This window comes from Saccharothrix texasensis (assembly GCF_003752005.1).
GTDB classification, from domain to species: domain Bacteria; phylum Actinomycetota; class Actinomycetes; order Mycobacteriales; family Pseudonocardiaceae; genus Actinosynnema; species Actinosynnema texasense.
This window is the reverse complement of record NZ_RJKM01000001.1, coordinates 1,655,687-1,674,654: the sequence shown is the minus strand read 5'-3', so window position 1 is coordinate 1,674,654 and position 18,968 is coordinate 1,655,687. Positions and strand designations below refer to the sequence as shown.

Here is an 18,968-nt window from a genome sequence, read left to right as displayed (position 1 = left end):
CTCACCGGGCACGAGGACGTCGAGGTCGCTGAGCCGGGTCGCCGGGTCGGCGGAGGCGAGCAGGCGTTCCAGGCGCGTCACCAGCGACCGGGCGGTGTCCTCGTCGAACAGGTCGACCGCGTACTCCAGGTTCGCGGTCAGGCCGCCGTCGTGCTCGGCGAACGCCAGCACCAGGTCGAACTTGGCCGTGGGCGTCCAGGCGGGCACGGGCTCGACGGCCAGGCCGGGCAGGGACGACCCCTCGCCGTCCGCGTTGTTCTGCACCACCAGCGTCACCTGGAACAGCGGGTGCCGCGACAGCGACCGGGCCGGGTTCAGCTCCTCCACGACCCGCTCGAACGGCACGTCCTGGTGGTCGTAGGCGGCCAGGTCGGCGGCGCGCACCCGGGCCAGCAGCTCGCCGAACGCGGGGTCGCCGGAGGTGTCGGCGCGCAGCACGAGCGTGTTGACGAAGAATCCGACCGCGTCGTCCAGCGCCTCGTCGGTGCGGCCCGCGACGGGCGAGCCGATCGGGATGTCCGTGCCCGCGCCCAGCCGGGTCAGCAGCGCGGCCAAGGCGGCGTGCAGCACCATGAACGTCGTGCTGCCGGTCGCGTCGGCCAGCGCGCGCACCGCGTCCCGGGTGGCCGGCCCGAACTCGGCCGCCACCAGCCCGCCCCGCCCGGACGGAACCGCCGGTCGCGGCCGGTCCGCTGGCAGGTCCAGCTGTTCGGGCACGCCGGCGAGGGTGTCGCGCCAGAACGCGAGCTGGGTGGAGACGAGGCTGCCCGGGTCGTCCTCGGCCCCGAGCAGGTCCCGTTGCCACAGCGCGTAGTCCGCGTACTGCACGGGCAGCGGCGCCCAGTCGGGGGCGGCACCGCCGGCGCGGGCGGTGTACGCGGTGGTGAGGTCGCGCAGCAGCGGCGCCTTCGACCAGCCGTCGCTGGCGATGTGGTGCAGCACCAGCACGAGCACGTGCTCGACCGGGGAGACCACCAGCAGGTGGGCCCGCAGCGGCGGTTCGACGGCGAGGTCGAACGCGTGCGCCGACAGCCCCGCCACGGCCGCGTCCACGTCGTCGGTGGTCACGACCGCGAGTTCCGGGGCGGTGTCCAGCACCCGCTGCACCGGTTCGCCGTCCACCTGCGGGAACACCGTGCGCAGCGACTCGTGCCGGTCCACCACGTCCGCGAGGGCGGCGCGCAGCGCGGGCACGTCCAGCTCGCCGCGCAGCCGCAGCGCCCACGGCGAGTTGTAGGCCGCCGAGCCGAGCTGGTCCACCACCCACAGGCGTCGCTGCGCGTACGACAGCGGCAACGGGTCGGGCCGGTCGAGGGGCCGCAGGACGGGGCGGGCGGAGGTCGCAGCCGTGAGGCGGGACGCGAGGCCGCGCGGGGTCGGCGAGGCGAACAGGTCGCGGATGCCGAGTTCCGCGCCCAGGGCGGCGCGCACCCGGCCCACCAGCCGGGTGGCGAGCAGGGAGTGCCCGCCGAGCGCGAAGAAGTCGTCCTCCGCGCCCGCCGGCGCCGCCAGCCCCAGCACCACCGCGAACAGGCCGCACAGGATCTCCTCCTGCGGGGTGCGCGGCTCGCCGTCGCCCGCCGCGTGAGCGGGTGCGGGCAGGGCACGCCGGTCCAGCTTGCCGTTGGGCGTGCGCGGCAGCTCGTCCAGCACGACGACCGCCGACGGCACCAGGTGCTCCGGCAGGAGCCCGGCGACGTGCCCGCGCACCTCGGCGGGCGTCACGCCACCGACCACGTACGCCACCAGCCGGGGGTCGCCGGGCCGGTCCTCGCGCACCACCACCGCGCTCTGCCGCACGTCGGGGTGCCGGTCGACGGCCGCGCGGACCTCGGCCGGCTCCACCCGGAACCCGCGCAGCTTCACCTGGTCGTCGACCCGGCCCACGTACTCCAGCACGCCGTCGTGCCGCAGCCGCACCAGGTCGCCCGTGCGGTACATCCGCCGTCCCGGCCGGAACGGGTCCGCCACGAACCGCTCGGCGGTCGCGGCCGGCGCGCCCAGGTAGCCGTGCGCGAGACCCGCGCCCGCCAGGTGCAGCTCGCCGACACCGCCGGGCGGCACGAGCGCCAGGCGCCCGTCCAGCACGTAGCCGTGCTTGCCCGCCACCGGACGGCCGATCGGCACCGACCGCGCGGCCAGGTCGGCGGCGGTGATCTCGCGCGCGGTGCTGTAGCCCATGCTCTCGGCCGGGCCGTAGCCGTTGGTGAGCCGCACGTGCGGGTGGTCCGCCAGCGCCCTGGCCACGTGCGCGGGTGACGCGGGCTCGCCGCCGGTCATGGCCCGGCGCACGGTGGCGAACACCTCGGGGTGCTCGTCGAGCACGTGGTTGAACAGGCTGGCGGAGGCCTTGAACACGGTGACGCCGTGCTCGACCGTCAACCGGGCGATGTCGGCGGGGTCCGGCGGCCCGGCCGGGTGGAGCACGCACGTGCCGCCGTGCAGCAGCGCGCCCAGCAGCTCGGTGGCGAAGGCGTCCCACGAGACCGGCGCGGCCTGGAGCCACACCTGGTCGGCGTCGAACTCGGCGTAGTCCTGCCCGGTGAGCGTCGCGACCAGCGCGCGGTGGGGCGCGAGCACGCCCTTCGGCTCACCGGTCGAGCCGGAGGTGAACATGACGACGGCGGGCGCCTCGGGCGAGACCCGCACCTCGGGCGCGTGGTCCGGGCCGGGCGCGCAGGGGTCCACGAACCGGGCGTCGACCCCGTCGAGCGGCTCGCCGACGACCACGGTGGCGCCCGCCCGCCGCAGGGCCCCGCGCAGCCGGTCGGAGGGGAAGGCGGTGTCCAGCAACGTGTAGCCGCTGCCCGCCTTGAGCACCCCGAGCAGCGCGGCCACCAGCGCCGACCCGCGGTCGAGGTGCACGCCGACCACCACGCCGGCCGGCACCCGGTGGGCGATCCGGTTGGCCCACCGGTCCAGCTCGGCGTACGTGACGCGGCCGCCGTCGTGGACCAGCGCGGTCTTCTCCGGCGCCTCGGCGGCCCGTGCGGCGAACAGCTCGTGCACGGTCGCGTCGAGGTGCGCGTGGCCGGGTGCGGTCAGCGCGGCGCGCTCGTCGTCGTCCAGGATCGGCAGCGAGCCGATGGGGGTGTGCGGGTCGGCGGCGACGGCGGTCAGCAGCCGGACCAACCGCCGGCCGAACGCGGCGACGGTGGACCGGTCGAACAGGTCGACGGAGTAGTCCCAGTCGACCAGCAGGCCGTCGGTCCGCTCGCGGAACGCGATGGTCATGTCGAACTTCACCGCGCCGGTGCCCAGCGGCAGCGGTTCGAAGAACCCGTCGGCGTCGGCGGCGCCCTCGGTGCTGTGCACCAGCATCACCTGGAACAGCGGGTGGCGGGCCGGCGAGCGCGGCGGGTTCAGCTCCTCCACGACCCGCTCGAACGGCACGTCCTGGTGGGAGTACGCGGTCAGCACCGCGTCGCGGACCCTGGCCAGCAGCTCGGCGAACGTGGGGTCGCCCGAGGTGTCGGCGCGCAGGACGAGCGTGTTGACGAAGAACCCGACCAGGTCGTCGAGGGCTTCGTCGGACCGGCCCGCGACCGCCGTGCCGAGCGGCACGTCCGCGCCGCCGCCGTGCCGGGTGATCAACGCGGCCACCGCGGCCTGCGCCACCATGAACAGCGTCGCCCCGGTGTCGGCGGCGAGGTCGGCCAACGCCCGGTGCACCGGCGCGGGCACGGCCAGCGGCACCGAGTCGCCCCGGTGCCCGGCGGTGGCCGGACGCGCCCGGTCGGCGGGGAAGCCCACCTCGACCGGCAGGTCCGCCAACGTCCGAGCCCAGTGCCGCGCCTGCCGGGCGAACCGGCTGTCCGGGTCGTCGGGGTCGCCCAGCACGTCCTGCTGCCAGTAGGTGTAGTCGGCGTACTGCACCGGCAGCTCGGGGAACCGCGGCGCGCGTCCGGCGAGTCGGGCCGCGTAGGCGGTCGCCAGGTCGCGGGTGAGCGGCCCGGTCGACCCGCCGTCGCCCGCGATGTGGTGCAGCAGCACCAGCAGCACCGGGTCGGCGCCGGCCACCCGGAACAGGCGGGTGAGCACCGGCGGCGCGGCGGTCAGGTCGAACACGTGCCGTGCCGCGTCCTCCAGCGCCGAGGTCAGCTCGTCCGCCGCCACGACCGTCACCGGCAGGTCCACCGCCGACACCGGCCGGATGTCCTGGCACGGCCGGCCGTCGACCTCCGGGTACGCGGTGCGCAGCACCTCGTGCCGGGCCACGACGTCGCCCAGCGCGGCCCGCAGCGCCGCCACGTCCACGTCACCGCGCAGCCGCAGCGCGACCGGGATGTTGTAGGTGGCGCCGGGCTCGGCCCGGCTGAGGAACCACAGCCGCCGCTGGGTGAACGACAGGGGGATGCTCGGCGCGCTCACTTGACCTCCTCCGGGCGGACCCGGCGCCGCAGCGCGGGGCGGGCTTGTTCGGCGTGGCCCAGGCGCTCCGCGAGCGCGGCCACCGTGCGGTTCTCGAACACGGACTTGATGGACAGCTCGGCCCCGAAGGCCGTGCGCACCCGGCTGATCAGGCGGGTCACCAGCAGCGAGTGCCCGCCGAGGGCGAAGAAGTCGTCGTCCGCGCCCACCTCGCCGGTCAGCCCGAGGACCTCGGCGAACAACGCGCACAGGACCTCTTCGCGCGGGGTCGCCGGGGTGCGCCCGGCGGGCCGGTCGAGGTAGTCGGGCGGTGGCAGGGCGGCCCGGTCGAGCTTGCCGTTGGCGTTGCGCGGCAGCACGTCCATCCGCACGTACGCGCTGGGCCGCATGTGCTCGGGCAGGTGCTCTTCGGCGTGCGCCCGCAGCGACGCCGGGTCGGGCTCCGCGCCGGGCTCCGCCACCACGTACGCCACCAGCCGCCGGTCACCGGGCCGGTCCTCGCGGGCCACGACGGCCGCCTGCCGGACGCTCGGGTGGTGGGTCAGCGCGTTGGACACCTCGCCCGGCTCCACCCGGAACCCGCGGATCTTGATCTGGTCGTCGGCCCGGCCGAGGAAGTCCAGGACACCATCGGCACGCCACCTGACCAGGTCCCCGGTCCGGTACATGCGCTCGCCGGGGCTGCCGTGCGGGCAGGCGACGAACCGCTCGGCGGTCTGCGCCGCCGCGCCCAGGTAGCCCCGGGCCAGGCCGACGCCGGTCATGTAGAGCTCGCCGACCACGCCGGGCGGCAGCAGGTTCAGGTGCGCGTCGAGCACGTAGAAGCCCTTGTTGACGATCGGCCGCCCGACCGGGATCGACGGCAGGTCGGTGTCCTCCAGCCGCACCTGGTGGCACACCGTGAAGATCATGTTCTCCACCGGCGAGTAGCCGTTGACCAGCCGCACGCCGGGGTGGCGGTCCAGCAGCTTGCGCAGGTGCGCCACCGAGGCCGGCTCGCCGCCGGTCATGATCTGCCGCACCCCGGCCAACGCGGTCGGGTACTCGTCGAGCAGGTGGTTGAGCAGGCTCGCGGACAGGTGCACGGTGGTGATCGCGTGCCGGGCGACGAGCGCGTCGATCACCGCGGGCTCCGGCGTGGGCCCCGGCTGCAACACGCACGTGGCGCCCGCCAGCAGCGGCCCGAACAGCTCCAGCGCGAACGCGTCCCACGACACCGGCGAGCACTGCAACCACACGTGGTCGGGGGAGAAGTCCACGTACTCCTGGCTGAGCAGCGTGCCGACGAGCGCGCGGTGCGGCGCGACGACGCCCTTGGGCACACCGGTGGACCCCGAGGTGAACATGACGCACGCGACGTCCTCGGGCGACACCTGCACCCCCGGCGCCGTCACGGGGTGGCGCGCGACGCGTGCGGCCGTGCCGGGGTCGTCGACCGCGAGCGCGGGCACGTCCGGCAGCCGGTCGGCCAACGACGACGACGTCACCACCAGCGGGGTGCCGGCGCGCTCGACCAGCCCGGCCAGCCGCCGACGCGGGAACCGCAGGTCCAGCGCGGTGTAGCCGGCGCCCGCGGTGAGCACGCCCAGCACGGCCACGACGAGGTCCACGTCGCGGTCCAGCAGCACGCCGACGACCTGCCCGGCCCGCACCCCGCGGGCGATGAGCTCGTGGGCCAGCCGGTTCGCCCGGTCCACCAGCTCCCGGTAGGTCACCCGGACCTCGCCGTGGACCAGCGCCACCGCGTCGGGCGTCCGCCGCGCCTGCGCCGCGACCAGCTCGTGGGCGCAGCGGTCCACCGGCGCGTCGGCGTAGGTGTCGGTCCAGGCGGCCAGCAGCCCGCGCCGCTCCTGGCGGTCGAGCAGCTCAGGCCGGCTGATCCGGGTGTCCGGCTCGGCGATGACCGCGGCGAACATCCTGGTCAGGCGGGTGGCCAGGGCGGCGGCGGTGCTGCGGTCGAACAGGTCGGTGGCGAACTCCAGGCTGCCGGTGATGCCGGCGGGCGCGCCTGCGTCGTCGTGCTCCTCGCGCAGCCCCAGGGTGAGGTCGAACTTGGCGCTCGCCGTGTCCACGGGCCTGACCTCGGCGGTCAGCCCGGGCATCGCCACCCGGCCCGCCGCGGTGTTCTGCAGCACCAGCATCACCTGGAACAGCGGGTGCCGCGACAGCGACCGGGTCGGGTTCAGCTCCTCGACCAACCGCTCGAACGGCACGTCCTGGTGGTCGTAGGCGGCCAGGTCGGCGTCCCGGACGCGGGCCAGCAGCTCCCGGAACGTCGGGTCGCCCGAGGTGTCCGTGCGCAGCACGAGCGTGTTGACGAAGAACCCGACCAGCTCGTCGAGCGCCTCGTCCGCGCGGCCCGCGACCGGTGAGCCGGCCGGCACGTCGGTGCCCGCCCCGAGCCGGGTCAGCAGGGCCGCGAACCCGGCCTGGAGCACCATGAACGGCGTGGTGCCGGTGGTGCGGGCCAGGTCGAGCAGCGCCCGGTGCAGCTCGGCGTCCAGCTCGACCGGCACCGACTCGCCCCGGCCGGACGCGGTCGCCGGGCGGGCCCGGTCGGCGGGCAGCGGCAGCTCGTCGGGCACCCCGGCCAGCGCCTGCCGCCAGAACGCGAGCTGCCGGGCCAGCGGGCTCGTCGGGTCGTCCGGGTCGCCGAGCAGCTCGCGCTGCCACAGCGCGTAGTCGGCGTACTGCACGGGCAGCGGCGCCCAGTCGGGGGCGCGGCCGTCCAGCCGGGCCGTGTAGGCGTCGGTGAGGTCGCCGAGCAGCGGTCCCATCGACCAGCCGTCGCCCGCGATGTGGTGCAGCACCAGCAGCAGCACGTGGTCGTCCTCGGCGACCCGCAGCAACGACGCCCGCACGGGCAGCTCGGCGGTGAGGTCGAACGCCTCCCGCGCCGCCGCCGTGACCGCACCGTCCACTTCGGACTCGGCGAGGTCGAGCACGGGCAGCGGCAGCGCCACGTCCGCCGCCGGCCGCACCACCTGCTGCGGCACGCCGTCGATCGAGGGGAACACCGTCCGCAGCGACTCGTGCCGCCGCACCACGTCGGTCAACGCCGCGTGCAGCGCCCCGACGTCGAGCCCGCCGCGCAGCCGCACGGTGTGCGGCACGTTGTAGGACGCGCCCGCGCCCTCCAACTGGTCGATGAACCACAGCCGGGCCTGCGCGTAGGACAGGGGGACCTCGTCCGGTCGCGGCGCGGCGGTCAGTGCCAGGCGGTCGGCGACCCGGTCCAGCCGGCCGCACAGCCCGGCCGGCGTCGGCGCGTCGAACAGGTCGCGGATCGCGAGTTCCGCGTCGAGCGCGGCCCGGACGCGGCCGACGAGCTTCGCCGCCAGCAGCGAGTGCCCGCCGAGGGCGAAGAAGTCGTCGTCGACGCCCACCCGGTCGGCGGTCAGCCCGAGCACGTCGGCGAACAGGCCCACCATGATCGTCTCGCGGGGTGTGCGCGGCGCGCGTCGCCCGACGCCGGAGCCGGCCGCCGGCGCGGGCAGCGCGGCCCGGTCCAGCTTGCCGTTGGCGTTGAGCGGGATGCGGTCGAGCAGCACGTACGCGGAAGGCCGCAGGTGGTTCGGCAGCACGGCCGCCGCGTGGGCCGCCAGCGCGGCGTGGTCGGGCGCGGAACCGGCCTCGGGCACGACGTAGGCGACCAACCGCTTGTCACCGGGCCGGTCCTCCCGGACCACGACCGCGCTGCGCCGCACGCCGGGGTGCGCGTCCACGACCGCCTGCACCTCGCCGGGCTCGATCCGGAAACCGCGGATCTTGACCTGGTCGTCCGCGCGGCCGACGAACTCCAACCTGCCGTCGTGGCGCCACTTCACCAGGTCACCCGTGCGGTACATGCGGTGACCGGGCTCGAAGGGGCAGGCGACGAAGCGCTCGGCGGTCAGGCCCGGTTCGCCCGCGTAACCGTGCGCGGAACCGGCGCCCGTGACGTACAGCTCGCCGGCGACACCCGGCGGGACGAGGTCGAGGCGGTCGTCCAGCACGTAGGACCGCTTGTCGGCCACGGCGAGGCCGATCGGCACCGGGCCCTCGACGTCCTCCGGCCGCACGTCGTGGAAGCTCGTGTAGACCATGTGCTCGGCCGGTCCGTAGCCGTTGACGACCCGCACGCCGGGGTGCTCCCGCACCAGCCTGGCCAGGTGCGGCGCGGACGCGGCCTCACCGCCCGTCATCACCACCCGCAGCACGTCGAACACGGCCGGGTGCTCGTCGAGCATGTAGTTGAGCAGGCTCGCGGACAGGAACACCGTGGTCACGCCGTGCTCGGCGACCAGTTCGGCGATCCGCGCCGGCTCGGGCGCCTGCCCCGGCTGGAGCACCGACGTCGCGCCGGACAGCAGCGCGCCGAACATCTCCAGGACGAAGCCGTCCCACGGCAGCGGCGCGCTCTGCAACCAGACGTGCTCCGGGGAGCCGTCGAAGAAGTCCTGGCCGATCAGCGTGCGCACCACCGCGCGGTGCGGTGCGAGCACGCCCTTGGGCTTGCCGGTCGAGCCGGACGTGAAGATGACGCAGGCCGGCGCGGCGGGATCGACGTCGACCCCGGGCGCGTGGTCGGGTCGCCCGCTCACGTCCGCCGCGATGTCCAGCATCCGGTACGCGCCGTCCAGGCGGGTCAGGCCGGCCGCGTCCGTCACGACCGCGACCGCGTTCGCGGCCCGCAGGACCGCGGCCACCCGCCCGTCGGGGAAACCGGGGTCGAGCAGGGTGAACGCGGCGCCCGCCTTGAGCACCGCGAGCACGGTCACCACCAGCCCGGTGCTCCGGTCGAGCAGGACGCCCACGAGGTCGCCGGGGCGGACGCCGGAGTCGAGCAGGTGGTGGGCCATCCGGTTGGCCGCCGCGTCCAGCTCCCGGTAGGTCGTGCGGGCGCCGTCGAACACGACGGCGGTGGCGTCCGGCGTGGCGGTCGCGTGCCCGGCGACGACTTCGTGCGCCGTGCGGTGGTCCACGACCCGCGCCGGCGCGCCGGGCGAGCCCGCCGCGAGCACCGCCCGCTCGGCCGGGGTGAGCACGTCCAGCCGGCCGATCCGGACGCCCGGGTCGACGGCGACGGCCCGCAGCACGCCCACCAGCCGGTCCACCAGCGCGGTCGCGGTGCTCCGCTCGACCAGGTCGGCCGCGTACTCCAAGCCGCCCACCACGCCCGTCGGCGTGCCGCCGTCGTACTCCTCGCCGAGGCTGAGCGTGAGGTCGAACTTGGCCGCGCCCGTGTCGACCGGCGCGAGCTCCACCCGGAGGCCGGGCAGCTCCGGCCGTGCGCCCGCGTTGTTCTGCACCACGAACGCGACCTGGAACAGCGGGTGCGTGCCCGGCGTGCGCACCGGGTTCAGCTCCTCGACCAGCCGGTCGAACGGCACGTCCTGGTGGTCGTAGGCGGCGAGGTCCGTCTCGCGGACGCGGGCCAGCAGCTCGGTGAACGTGGGGTCGCCGGAGGTGTCGGTGCGCAGCACGAGGGTGTTGACGAAGAAGCCGACCAGGTCGTCCAGCGCCTCGTCCGCGCGGCCCGCGACCGGCGCGCCCAGCGGCACGTCCGTGCCCGCGCCCATCCTCGTCAGCACGGTCGCGAACGCGGCTTGGAGCACCATGAACAAGGTCGCGCCGTGCGCCCGCGCCACGTCCAGCAGCGCCCGGTGCAGGTCGGCGTCCAGCCGCACGTCCACCAGCCCGCCCGCGCCGCCCCCGGCCGTCCGGGGGTGGTCCAGCGGCAGCGGCACCCGGTGCGGCAGGTCGTCGAGCGCCTCCCGCCAGAACGCGAGCTGCGCGTCGCCCACCTCGTCGAGCAGGTCGCGTTGCCACAGCGTGTAGTCCGCGTACTGGACGGGCAGCGGCTCCCAGTCGGGCGTCTCGCCGGCCAGGCGGGCGGTGTAGGCGTCGGCCAGGTCGCGCAGCAGCGGTCCCATGGACCAGCCGTCGCCCGCGATGTGGTGCAGCACCAGCAGGAGCACGTGGTGGTCGGCCGCGACGCGGAGCAGCGAGGCCCGCACCGGCGGCTCGGCGGTGAGGTCGAACGCCTCCCGCGCCGCCCGCGCCACGGTCTCGTCCACATCGGACACCTGACGCACGGGGAGGTCCACGTCGCCCGCCGGCCGCACCACCTGGCGCGGTTCGCCGTCGACCGACGGGAACACGGTCCGCAACGCCTCGTGCCTGCCGACCAGGTCGGTCAGCGCGGCGCGCAACGCGGCCACGTCCAGCTCACCGCGCAACCGGACGGTGTGCGCGACGTTGTAGGCGGGGTTGGGGCCGCGCAACTGGTCCACGAACCACAGGCGCGCCTGCGCCGGGGACAGCGGCGTCCACTCCGGGCGGTCCACCGGCCGCAGCGGGGTGCGCGCGGCGCGGGCCGCGTCGAGGCGGTCGATCAGCGCGGCCGGGGTCGGCGCGTCGAACAGGTCGCGGATGCCCAACTCCGCGTCGAGCGCGCCGCGGACCCGGCCGACGAGCTTCGCCGCCAGCAGCGAGTGCCCGCCGAGGTCGAAGAACCCGTCGTCCAGACCGACTTCGGCGACGCCCAGCACCTCGGCGAACAACCCGACGAGGATCTCCTCGCGGGCGGTGCGCGGCCGGCGCGACGCGGGCGCGGCCAGGTCCGGCACGGGCAGCGCGGACCGGTCGAGCTTGCCGTTCGCGGTCAGCGGCAGGGCGTCCAGCGGCACGTAGGCGACGGGCCGCAGGTGTTCCGGCAGCAGCGCCGCCACGTGCGCCCGCACCTCGGCCACCGGGGTCGGCGCGACGACGTAGGCCACCAGCCGCTTGTCCCCGGGCCGGTCCTCGCGCACCACCACGGCCGCGTCGGCCACGCCGGGGTGCGCGGTGACGGCGGCCCGCACCTCGCCGGGCTCGACCCGGAACCCCCGGATCTTGACCTGGTCGTCGACCCGGCCCAGGTACTCCAGCGTCCCGTCGGGCAACCAGCGCGCCAGGTCGCCGGTCCGGTAGGCGCGCTCGCCCGCCCGGAACGGGTGGGCCACGAACCGCTCGGCGGTCAGGCCGGGCGCGCTCAGGTAACCGTGCGCCAGGCCGTCGCCCGACACGTACAGCTCGCCCGCCACCCCCGGCGGCACGGGCCGCAGCCGGTCGTCCAGCACGTGGGCCCGCTTGCCCGCGACCGGCCCGCCGATCGGGACGGACGCCGTGCCGGCGGCGGTGATGTCGTGGGTGGTGGTGAAGCCCATGCTCTCGGCCGGGCCGTAGCCGTTGACCAGGGCGACGCCCGGGAACTCGCGCAGCGCCCTCGCCACGTGCGCGGGCGACGCGGGCTCGCCGCCGGTCATGGCCCGGCGCACGGTGGCGAACACCTCGGGGTGCTCGTCGAGCACGTGGTCGAACAGGCTCGCCGAGGCGTCGAAGACGGTCACGCCGTGCTCGACCACCAGCGCCGCCACCACGGCCGGGTCCACGTCGCGGCCGGGCAGCAGCACGGACGTGCCGCCGTGCAGCAGCGGCCCGAGCAGCTGGGTGGCGAAGGCGTCCCACGAGACCGACGCGATCTGCAGCCACACCTCGCCCGGTCCGAACCCGGCGTAGTCCTGCCCGGTGAGCGTGGACACCAGCGCCCGGTGCGGCGCGACGACGCCCTTGGGCACGCCGGTGGAACCGGAGGTGAACATGACGCACGCGACGTCGTCCGGGGTCGTGGCCACGTCGGGCGGGGTGGCCGGGCGCGCCGCGATCACGGCCGCGTCCGCGTCGACCAGGACGGTCGGCGTGCCCGCGACGGTCCCCGACAGCCGGGAGTCGGTGACCACCAGCGGCGGCGCGGTGCGGGTCACCAGGTCGGCCAGGCGCGCGGCCGGGAACTTGGGGTCGAGCACGGTGTAGCCCGCGCCGGCGGTCAGGGCCGCCAGCACCGCGACCGCCAGCTCGTCGTCCCGCTCCAGCAGCACGCCCACCACGTCGCCGGGCCGCACGCCGGCCGCCACGAGGTGCTGCGCCAGCCGGTTCGCCCGCTCGACCAGGGCGCGGTAGGGCACGCGGCGGTCGCCGCTGATCAGGGCCACCGCGTCCGGGGTCGCCGCGGCCCGCGCGGCCACCAGGGCGTGGACGGTCGCGGGCGGCGCGGCCGGTCCTCCGTCGCTCCACCCCGCCAGCACGTCGTGCCGCTCGGCGGGGGTCAGCAGGTCGACGTCGCCGATCCGGCGGTGCGGGTCGGCCGCCAGGGCGCCCAGCAGGGACGTGAAGCGGGCCAGGAGGCGTTCGGCGGTGTCGGCGTCGAACAGGTCCGTCGCGTACTCCAGGTAGCCGCCGATGCCGTCCGCCGTCTCGGTCGCGGCGAGCGTCAGGTCGAACTTCGCGGCGGTGTTGGGCACCGGCTCCGGCACGCACGTCGCGCCCGCCAGGTCGACGGCGGCGTCGGCGTTGTTCTGCAGCACCACCATGACCTGGAACAGGGGGTGCCGGGCCGGGCTGCGGACCGGGTTCAGCTCCTCGACGAGGCGTTCGAACGGCACGTCCTGGTGGTCGTAGGCGGCGAGGTCCGCCTCGCGGACCCGCGCCAGGAGCTCCGCGAACGTGGGGTCGCCCGAGGTGTCGGTGCGCAGCACGAGCGTGTTGACGAAGAAGCCGACCAGGTCGTCCAGGGCTTCGTCGGCGCGACCGGCGACGGCGGCCCCGATCGGCAGGTCCGTGCCCGCGCCCATCCTGGTCAGCAGGGCGGCGAACGCGGCCTGGAGCACCATGAACAGGGTCACGCCGTGCGCGCGGGCCAGGTCGACCAGGTCCCGGTGCACCGCGCCGGGCACGCGCAGCGGCAGGGACCCGCCCCGGTGGCTCGGCACGGCCGGCCGGGGGCGGTCGGCGCGCAGGTCCAGCCCTTCGGGCAGGCCGGCCAGCGCCGACCGCCAGTGCGCGAGGTCGCGGGCCAGGCGGGACGTCGGGTCGTCGGCGTCGCCCAGCAGGTCCCGCTGCCACCGCGCGTAGTCCACGTAGGACACGGGCAGGGGAGCCCAGGCCGGCGCGGCGCCGCCGAGCCGGGCGGTGTAGGCGGTGGCGAGGTCGTCCAGCAGCGGGCGCAGCGACCAGCCGTCGCCGGCGATGTGGTGCAGCGTCACCAGCAGCACGTGGTCGCGCTCGCCGGTGCTCAGCAGGTGCGCCCGGATCGGCGGCCGGGTGGTGAGGTCGAACCGGTGGCCCGACTCGGCGCGGATCACCGTGTCCAGCCGGCCCGCCTCGACGTCGTGGACGGTGAGCACGGACGTGACGTCGTCCTCGGCCAGCACCCGCTGGTACGGCTCGCCGTCGACGGAGGGGTACACCGTCCGCAGCGGCTCGTGCCGGAGCACCACGTCCGTGACGGCCCGGTCCAGCGCGTCGGCGTCCACCGGCCCGGTGACCCGCGCGGCGAACTGCACGTTGTACGTCGTGCCGCCGTCGACCTGGTCCAGGAACCACAGGCGGGCCTGCGCCGGGGACAGCGGCGGGCGCTCGGGCCGGTCGCCGGCGACCAGCGCCGGCCGCGCCGCCGAGGCCCCGTCCAGGCGCACCGCCAGGTCGGCCACCACGGGCGCGGCGAACACGTCCCGCACGCCCAGCTCCACGCCGAACGCGGCCCGCACGCGACCCACCAGCTTCGCCGCCAGCAGCGAGTGGCCGCCGAGCGCGAAGAAGTCGTCCTCCGCGCCCACCCGGTCCTCGGGCACGCCGAGCACGTCGGCGAACAGACCGCGCAGGATCTCCTCACGCGCGCCGCGGGCGGCCCTGCGGGGCGCGGCCGCGTGCTCCGGCGCGGGCAGCGCGGCCCGGTCCAGCTTGCCGTTCGGCGTCAGCGGGAGGGCGTCCACCAGCACGTACGCGGCCGGCCTCAGGTGTTCGGGCAGCAGGTCGGCGACGTGCGCGCGCAGGACCGCCGGGTCCGGCGCGGAGCCCGGCTCGGCCACCACGTAGGCCACCAGCCGCTCGTCCCGCACCACGACCGCGCTCTGCCGCACCCCGGGGTGCCGTTCGACGGCGGTGCGGACCTCGGCGGGCTCGACCCGGAAGCCCCGGACCTTGACCTGGTCGTCGACCCGGCCGAGGAAGTGGAGGACCGCCGACCGGGTCTGATCGTCGGCTCCGCCGATGGCCTGCCACTTCACCAGGTCGCCCGTGCGGTACATGCGCCCGCCGGGCTCGAACGGGTCGGCGACGAACCGCTCGGCGGTCAGGCCGGGGGCGCCCAGGTAGCCGTGCGCGAGCCCGCCGGTCATGTACGCCTCGCCGGGCACGCCCACCGGCACCGGGGCGAGCCGGTGGTCCAGCACGTACACGCGCTTGCCCGCGATCGGCGCGCCGACCGGGATCGTGGCCAGGCCCGTGTCGGCGGCGGTGATCGCGCGGCACAGCGTGAAGATCATGTTCTCGACCGGCGAGTAGCCGTTGACCAGCCGCAGGTCCGGGCGCGCGGCCAGCAGCCGGCCGACGTGGGCCACCGACGCGGCCTCGCCGCCCGTCATCAGCTGCCGCACGCCGCGCAGGGCGTCGGGGTGCTCGTCGACGAGGTGGTTGAGCAGGCTCGCGGAGAAGTGCGCGGTGGTGACGGCGTGCTCGGTGAGCAGGCCGGCGATGACGGCCGGGTCGGTGACGTGGCCGGGTTGCAGCACGCACGCCGCGCCGTGCAGGAGCGGGCCGAACAGCTCCAGCGCGAACGCGTCCCACGAGACCGGCGAGCACTGCAACCACACGTCGTCGGCGGTGAACTCGACGTAGTCCTGACCGGTGAGCGTGCCCACGAGAGCGCGGTGCGTCGACAGGACGCCCTTCGGCTCGCCCGTGGAACCGGAGGTGAACATGACGCAGGCCAGGTCGTCCGGGTGGACGACGACGTCCGGCGCGGTGGAGGGAAGCGCGTCGAGGCCGGTGACGTCCACGGTCGTCACGCCCGGGAAGTCCGCTGTGGACACCACGTGGCGCAACCCGGCCCGGTCCGCCACGGCGGTGAGCCGGCCGGCCGGGAACCTCGGGTCCAGCACGGTGTACGCGGCGCCGGCCTTGAGCACCGCCAGCACCGCGGTGACCAGGGTCGCGTCCCGGTCCAGCAGCACACCGACCACGTCACCCGGCACGACACCGGCCTCGACCAGCCGGTGCGCGAGGCGGTTCGCCGCCGCATCCAGCTCGGCGTAGGTGACCGTGCCGCCCGCCACCAGGGCGACCGCGTCCGGCGTGCGCCGCGCCTGCTCGGCGAACACGACGTGCGCGGGCCGGTCGTCACCCCGCGCCGGCGCGCCGTTCCACGTCGACAGCAGGCGTTCCCGCTCGTCGGCGGCCAGCAGGTCGATCGCGGTGATCGGGGTGTCGGGCGCGGCGGCCACCGCGGTCAGCAGGCGGGTGAGCGCGGTGGCGAACCGCTCGGCCGTGGCGCGGTCGAACAGGTCGGTCGCGTACTTGAGCGCGCCGGTGAGGCCGTCGCCGGTCTCGGTGAGGTCGAGGGTGAGGTCGAACTTCGCCACGTCCAGGTCCACGACCCGGTGCTCGGCGCGCAGCCCGGCGAAGTCGACCGCCACCGGCGGCGTGTTCTGCAGGACCAGCATCACCTGGAACAGCGGGTGCCGGGAGAGCGAGCGGGCCGGGTTCAGCTCCTCCACCAGCCGGTCGAAGGGCACGTCCTGGTGGTCGTAGGCGGCGAGGTCCGCCTCGCGGACGCGGGCCAGCAGCTCGGTGAACGTGGGGTCGCCGGAGGTGTCGGTGCGCAGCACGAGCGTGTTGACGAAGAAGCCGACCAGCTCGTCCAGGGCTTCGTCCGACCGGCCCGCGACGGGCGTGCCGATCGCCAGGTCCGTGCCCGCGCCGAGGCGGGTGAGCAGAGCGGCCACGGCGGCGTGCAGCACCATGAACACGGTGCTGCCGGTCCGCCCGGCGAGCGCCTTCAACGCGGCGTGCGGCTCGGCGGCCAGCGCCAGGGGCACGGTGTCGCCGCGTGTGCCCCGGATCGCGGACCGGGGGCGGTCGGCGGGCGGGGTGGACTCCTCCGGCAGGCCGGCCAGGGCGGTGCGCCAGTGCTCGTGCCAGGAGTCCTGCTCCCACAGCGCGTAGTCCGCGTACTGCACGGGCAGCGCCGGCCACTCGGGCGTCGTGCCGTCCAGGCGGGCCCGGTAGGCGGCGGCCAGGTCCCGCAGCAGCGGCGCGGTCGACCAGCCGTCGCCCGCGATGTGGTGCAGCACCAGCAGGAGCACGTGGTCGTCGTCGGCCAGGCGCAGCAGGTGGGCCCGCAGCGGCGGTTCGACGGCGAGGTCGAACGGTTCGGCCGCCAACGCGCGGACCAGCTCGTCGGGGTCGGCGCACGCGCGCTCGGACCACGTCGGCGCGGCTTGGTCGAGGATCCGCTGCACCGGTGAGCCGTCGACGACCGGGAACACGGTGCGCAGCGACTCGTGCCGCGCCACCACGTCGCCGACGGCGGCACGCAGCGCGTGCGGGTCGAGCGGGCCGCGCAGCCGCACGGTCACCGGGATCGTGTAGGTCGCGCCGCCCTCGACCTGGTCGAGGAACCACAGCCGGGACTGCGCGAACGACAGCGGCAGCACCTCGGGCCGGGTGGCCGCGGTGACCGGCGGGCGGGCCGGCGCGGCCGACGGCAGTGCGGCGGCCAGCGCCCGGGGCGTGCGCGCGGCGAACACGTCGGCGACGCGCAGCTCCACGCCCAGCGCGGCGCGCACCCGGCTGACCAGGGTCGCGACCAGCAGCGAGTGGCCGCCGAGGTCGAGGAAGTCGTCCAGCGCGCCGACCGCGGGCAGCCCGAGCACGTCGGCGAACAGCCCGCAGAGGACTTCCTCGGGCACCGTGCGGGGCGCGTCGGCCGACGTCGTGACGCCGGGCGCGGGCAGCGCGGCCCGGTCCAGCTTGCCGGTCGCCGTGCGGGGCAACGCGTCGAGCAGGACCACGGCCGAGGGCACCAGGTGCTCGGGCAGGCGTCCGGCGACGTGGGCGCGCAGCTCGCGCGGTGTCGTGCCGCCGGCCACGACGTAGGCGACCAGGCGCTTGTCGCCGGGGTGGTCCTCCCGGACCACGACCGCCGCCTGCCGCACGGCCGGGTGACCGGTCAGCGCGGCCTGCACCTCGCCGGGCTCGACCCGGAAACCGCGGATCTTCACCTGGTCGTCGGCGCGGCCGAGGAAGTCGACGGCGCCGTCCTCGCGCAGGCGGCCGAGGTCACCCGTGCGGTACATCCGCCCGCCCGGCCGCGTCGGGTCCGCCACGAACCGCAGCGCGGTCAGCCCCGGCTGCTTCAGGTAGCCGTGCGCCAGGCCGCCGCTCATGTAGATCTCGCCGGTCTCGCCGGGCGCGACGGGGCGCAGGTCCGGGCCGAGCAGGACGGCGGTCTTGCCCGCCAACGGCCGGCCGACCGGGACGGTCGCGCGGCGCGCGTCGTCGCGGGTGACGTCGTGGCACAACGTGAAGATCATGTTCTCGACCGGCGAGTAGCCGTTCACCAGCCGCAGGTCCGGGCGCAGGTCCAGCAGGGCCGCCACGTGCCGGGTCGACGCGGCCTCGCCGCCGGTCATCAGCACCCGCAGACCCGCGAACACCGCGGGGTGCTCGTCGAGCAGGAAGTTCAGCAGGCTGGCCGAGAAGTGCGCGGTCGTCACGCCGTGCTCGGCCACGAGGTCGGCGATCAGGGCCGGGTCGGGGGTCTCGCCGTCCTGCAGCACGCACGTCGCGCCGTGCAGCAGGGGGCCGAACAGCTCCAGCGCGAACGCGTCCCACGAGACGGGGGAGCACTGGAGCCACACCTCGTCGGCGGTGAAGTCGGCGTAGTCCTGGCCGGTGAGGGTGCGGACCAGCGCCCGGTGCGGCGCCACGACGCCCTTGGGTTCGCCGGTCGAGCCGGAGGTGAACATGACGCACGCGACGTCGTCCGGGGAGGTGGCGACCTGCGGGGCGGTGGCGGGGAGCCCGGCGACCTCGGGCGCGGCGGGGTCCACGGCGGTGCGGTCGCCGACGCCGTCCGCGGTCACGACCACGTCGACGTCGGCCCGCTCGCACACCGCGATCAGCCGGGCGGCGGGGAAGCGGGGGTCCAGGACCGTGTAGGCCGCGCCCGCCTTCAGCACCGCGAACACCGCGACGACCAGCTCCACCCCGCGCGGCAGGCGCACGCCGACCACGTCGCCCGGTCGCACGCCCGAGCCGATCAGGTGGTGCGCCAGCCGGTTGGCGCGGGCGTCGAGCTCGCCGTAGGTCACCCGGTCCCGTCCGCTCACCAGCGCCGTGGCGTCGGGGGTCCGCCCGGCCTGGCGGGCGAACAGTGCGTGCACGGCCGGGAGGGCCGTGTCGATCGGGTGTGTCGTGGTCACCGCAAACCAGCTCCCCAGTCGTCGCGTGTCGTGGGCGGGTGTCGTCAGCCGCGCAGGGCGGCGAGGCTCGCCGGGCGCAGGTCGGTCCAGGTGGTCTCGATGTGCTCCAGGCAGGCGGCGCGGGTGTCCGGGCCGTGGGTGACGTCCCACCCGGCCGGGACCGCGATGTCGCCGGGCCACAGCGAGTGCTGGCCCTCGTCGTTGACCAGCACGAGGAACTCGCCGTCCTGGCGGTCGAAGGGGTTCGTCATCGGATGCTCCTTGTCGTTGCGGGACAACGGTTTCGCTGCAAGGGCAACGCTAGGGGCGGCG

The 18,968-nt window shown here is 75.9% G+C and carries 2 protein-coding genes and 1 pseudogene; all 3 read right to left on the bottom strand.

Going from position 1 to position 18,968, the window contains the following annotated elements; all coding sequences use genetic code 11:
• Positions 1 to 54: 54 nt before the first annotated feature.
• Positions 55 to 4,371, bottom strand: a pseudogene (locus tag EDD40_RS44760) (amino acid adenylation domain-containing protein); the annotation flags it as partial.
• Positions 4,368 to 18,656: a non-ribosomal peptide synthetase gene (locus EDD40_RS44295; protein ID WP_170184972.1), complete on the bottom strand. Its 14,289-nt coding sequence runs from the start codon at positions 18,654 to 18,656 to the stop codon at positions 4,368 to 4,370. The pseudogene EDD40_RS44760 and the gene EDD40_RS44295, both read right to left, overlap by 4 nt.
• Before the next feature lie 44 nt (positions 18,657 to 18,700).
• Complete coding sequence (locus EDD40_RS06125; protein WP_123742020.1) at positions 18,701 to 18,907, bottom strand: MbtH family protein; 207 nt, start codon at positions 18,905 to 18,907, stop codon at positions 18,701 to 18,703.
• Positions 18,908 to 18,968 lie beyond the last annotated feature (61 nt).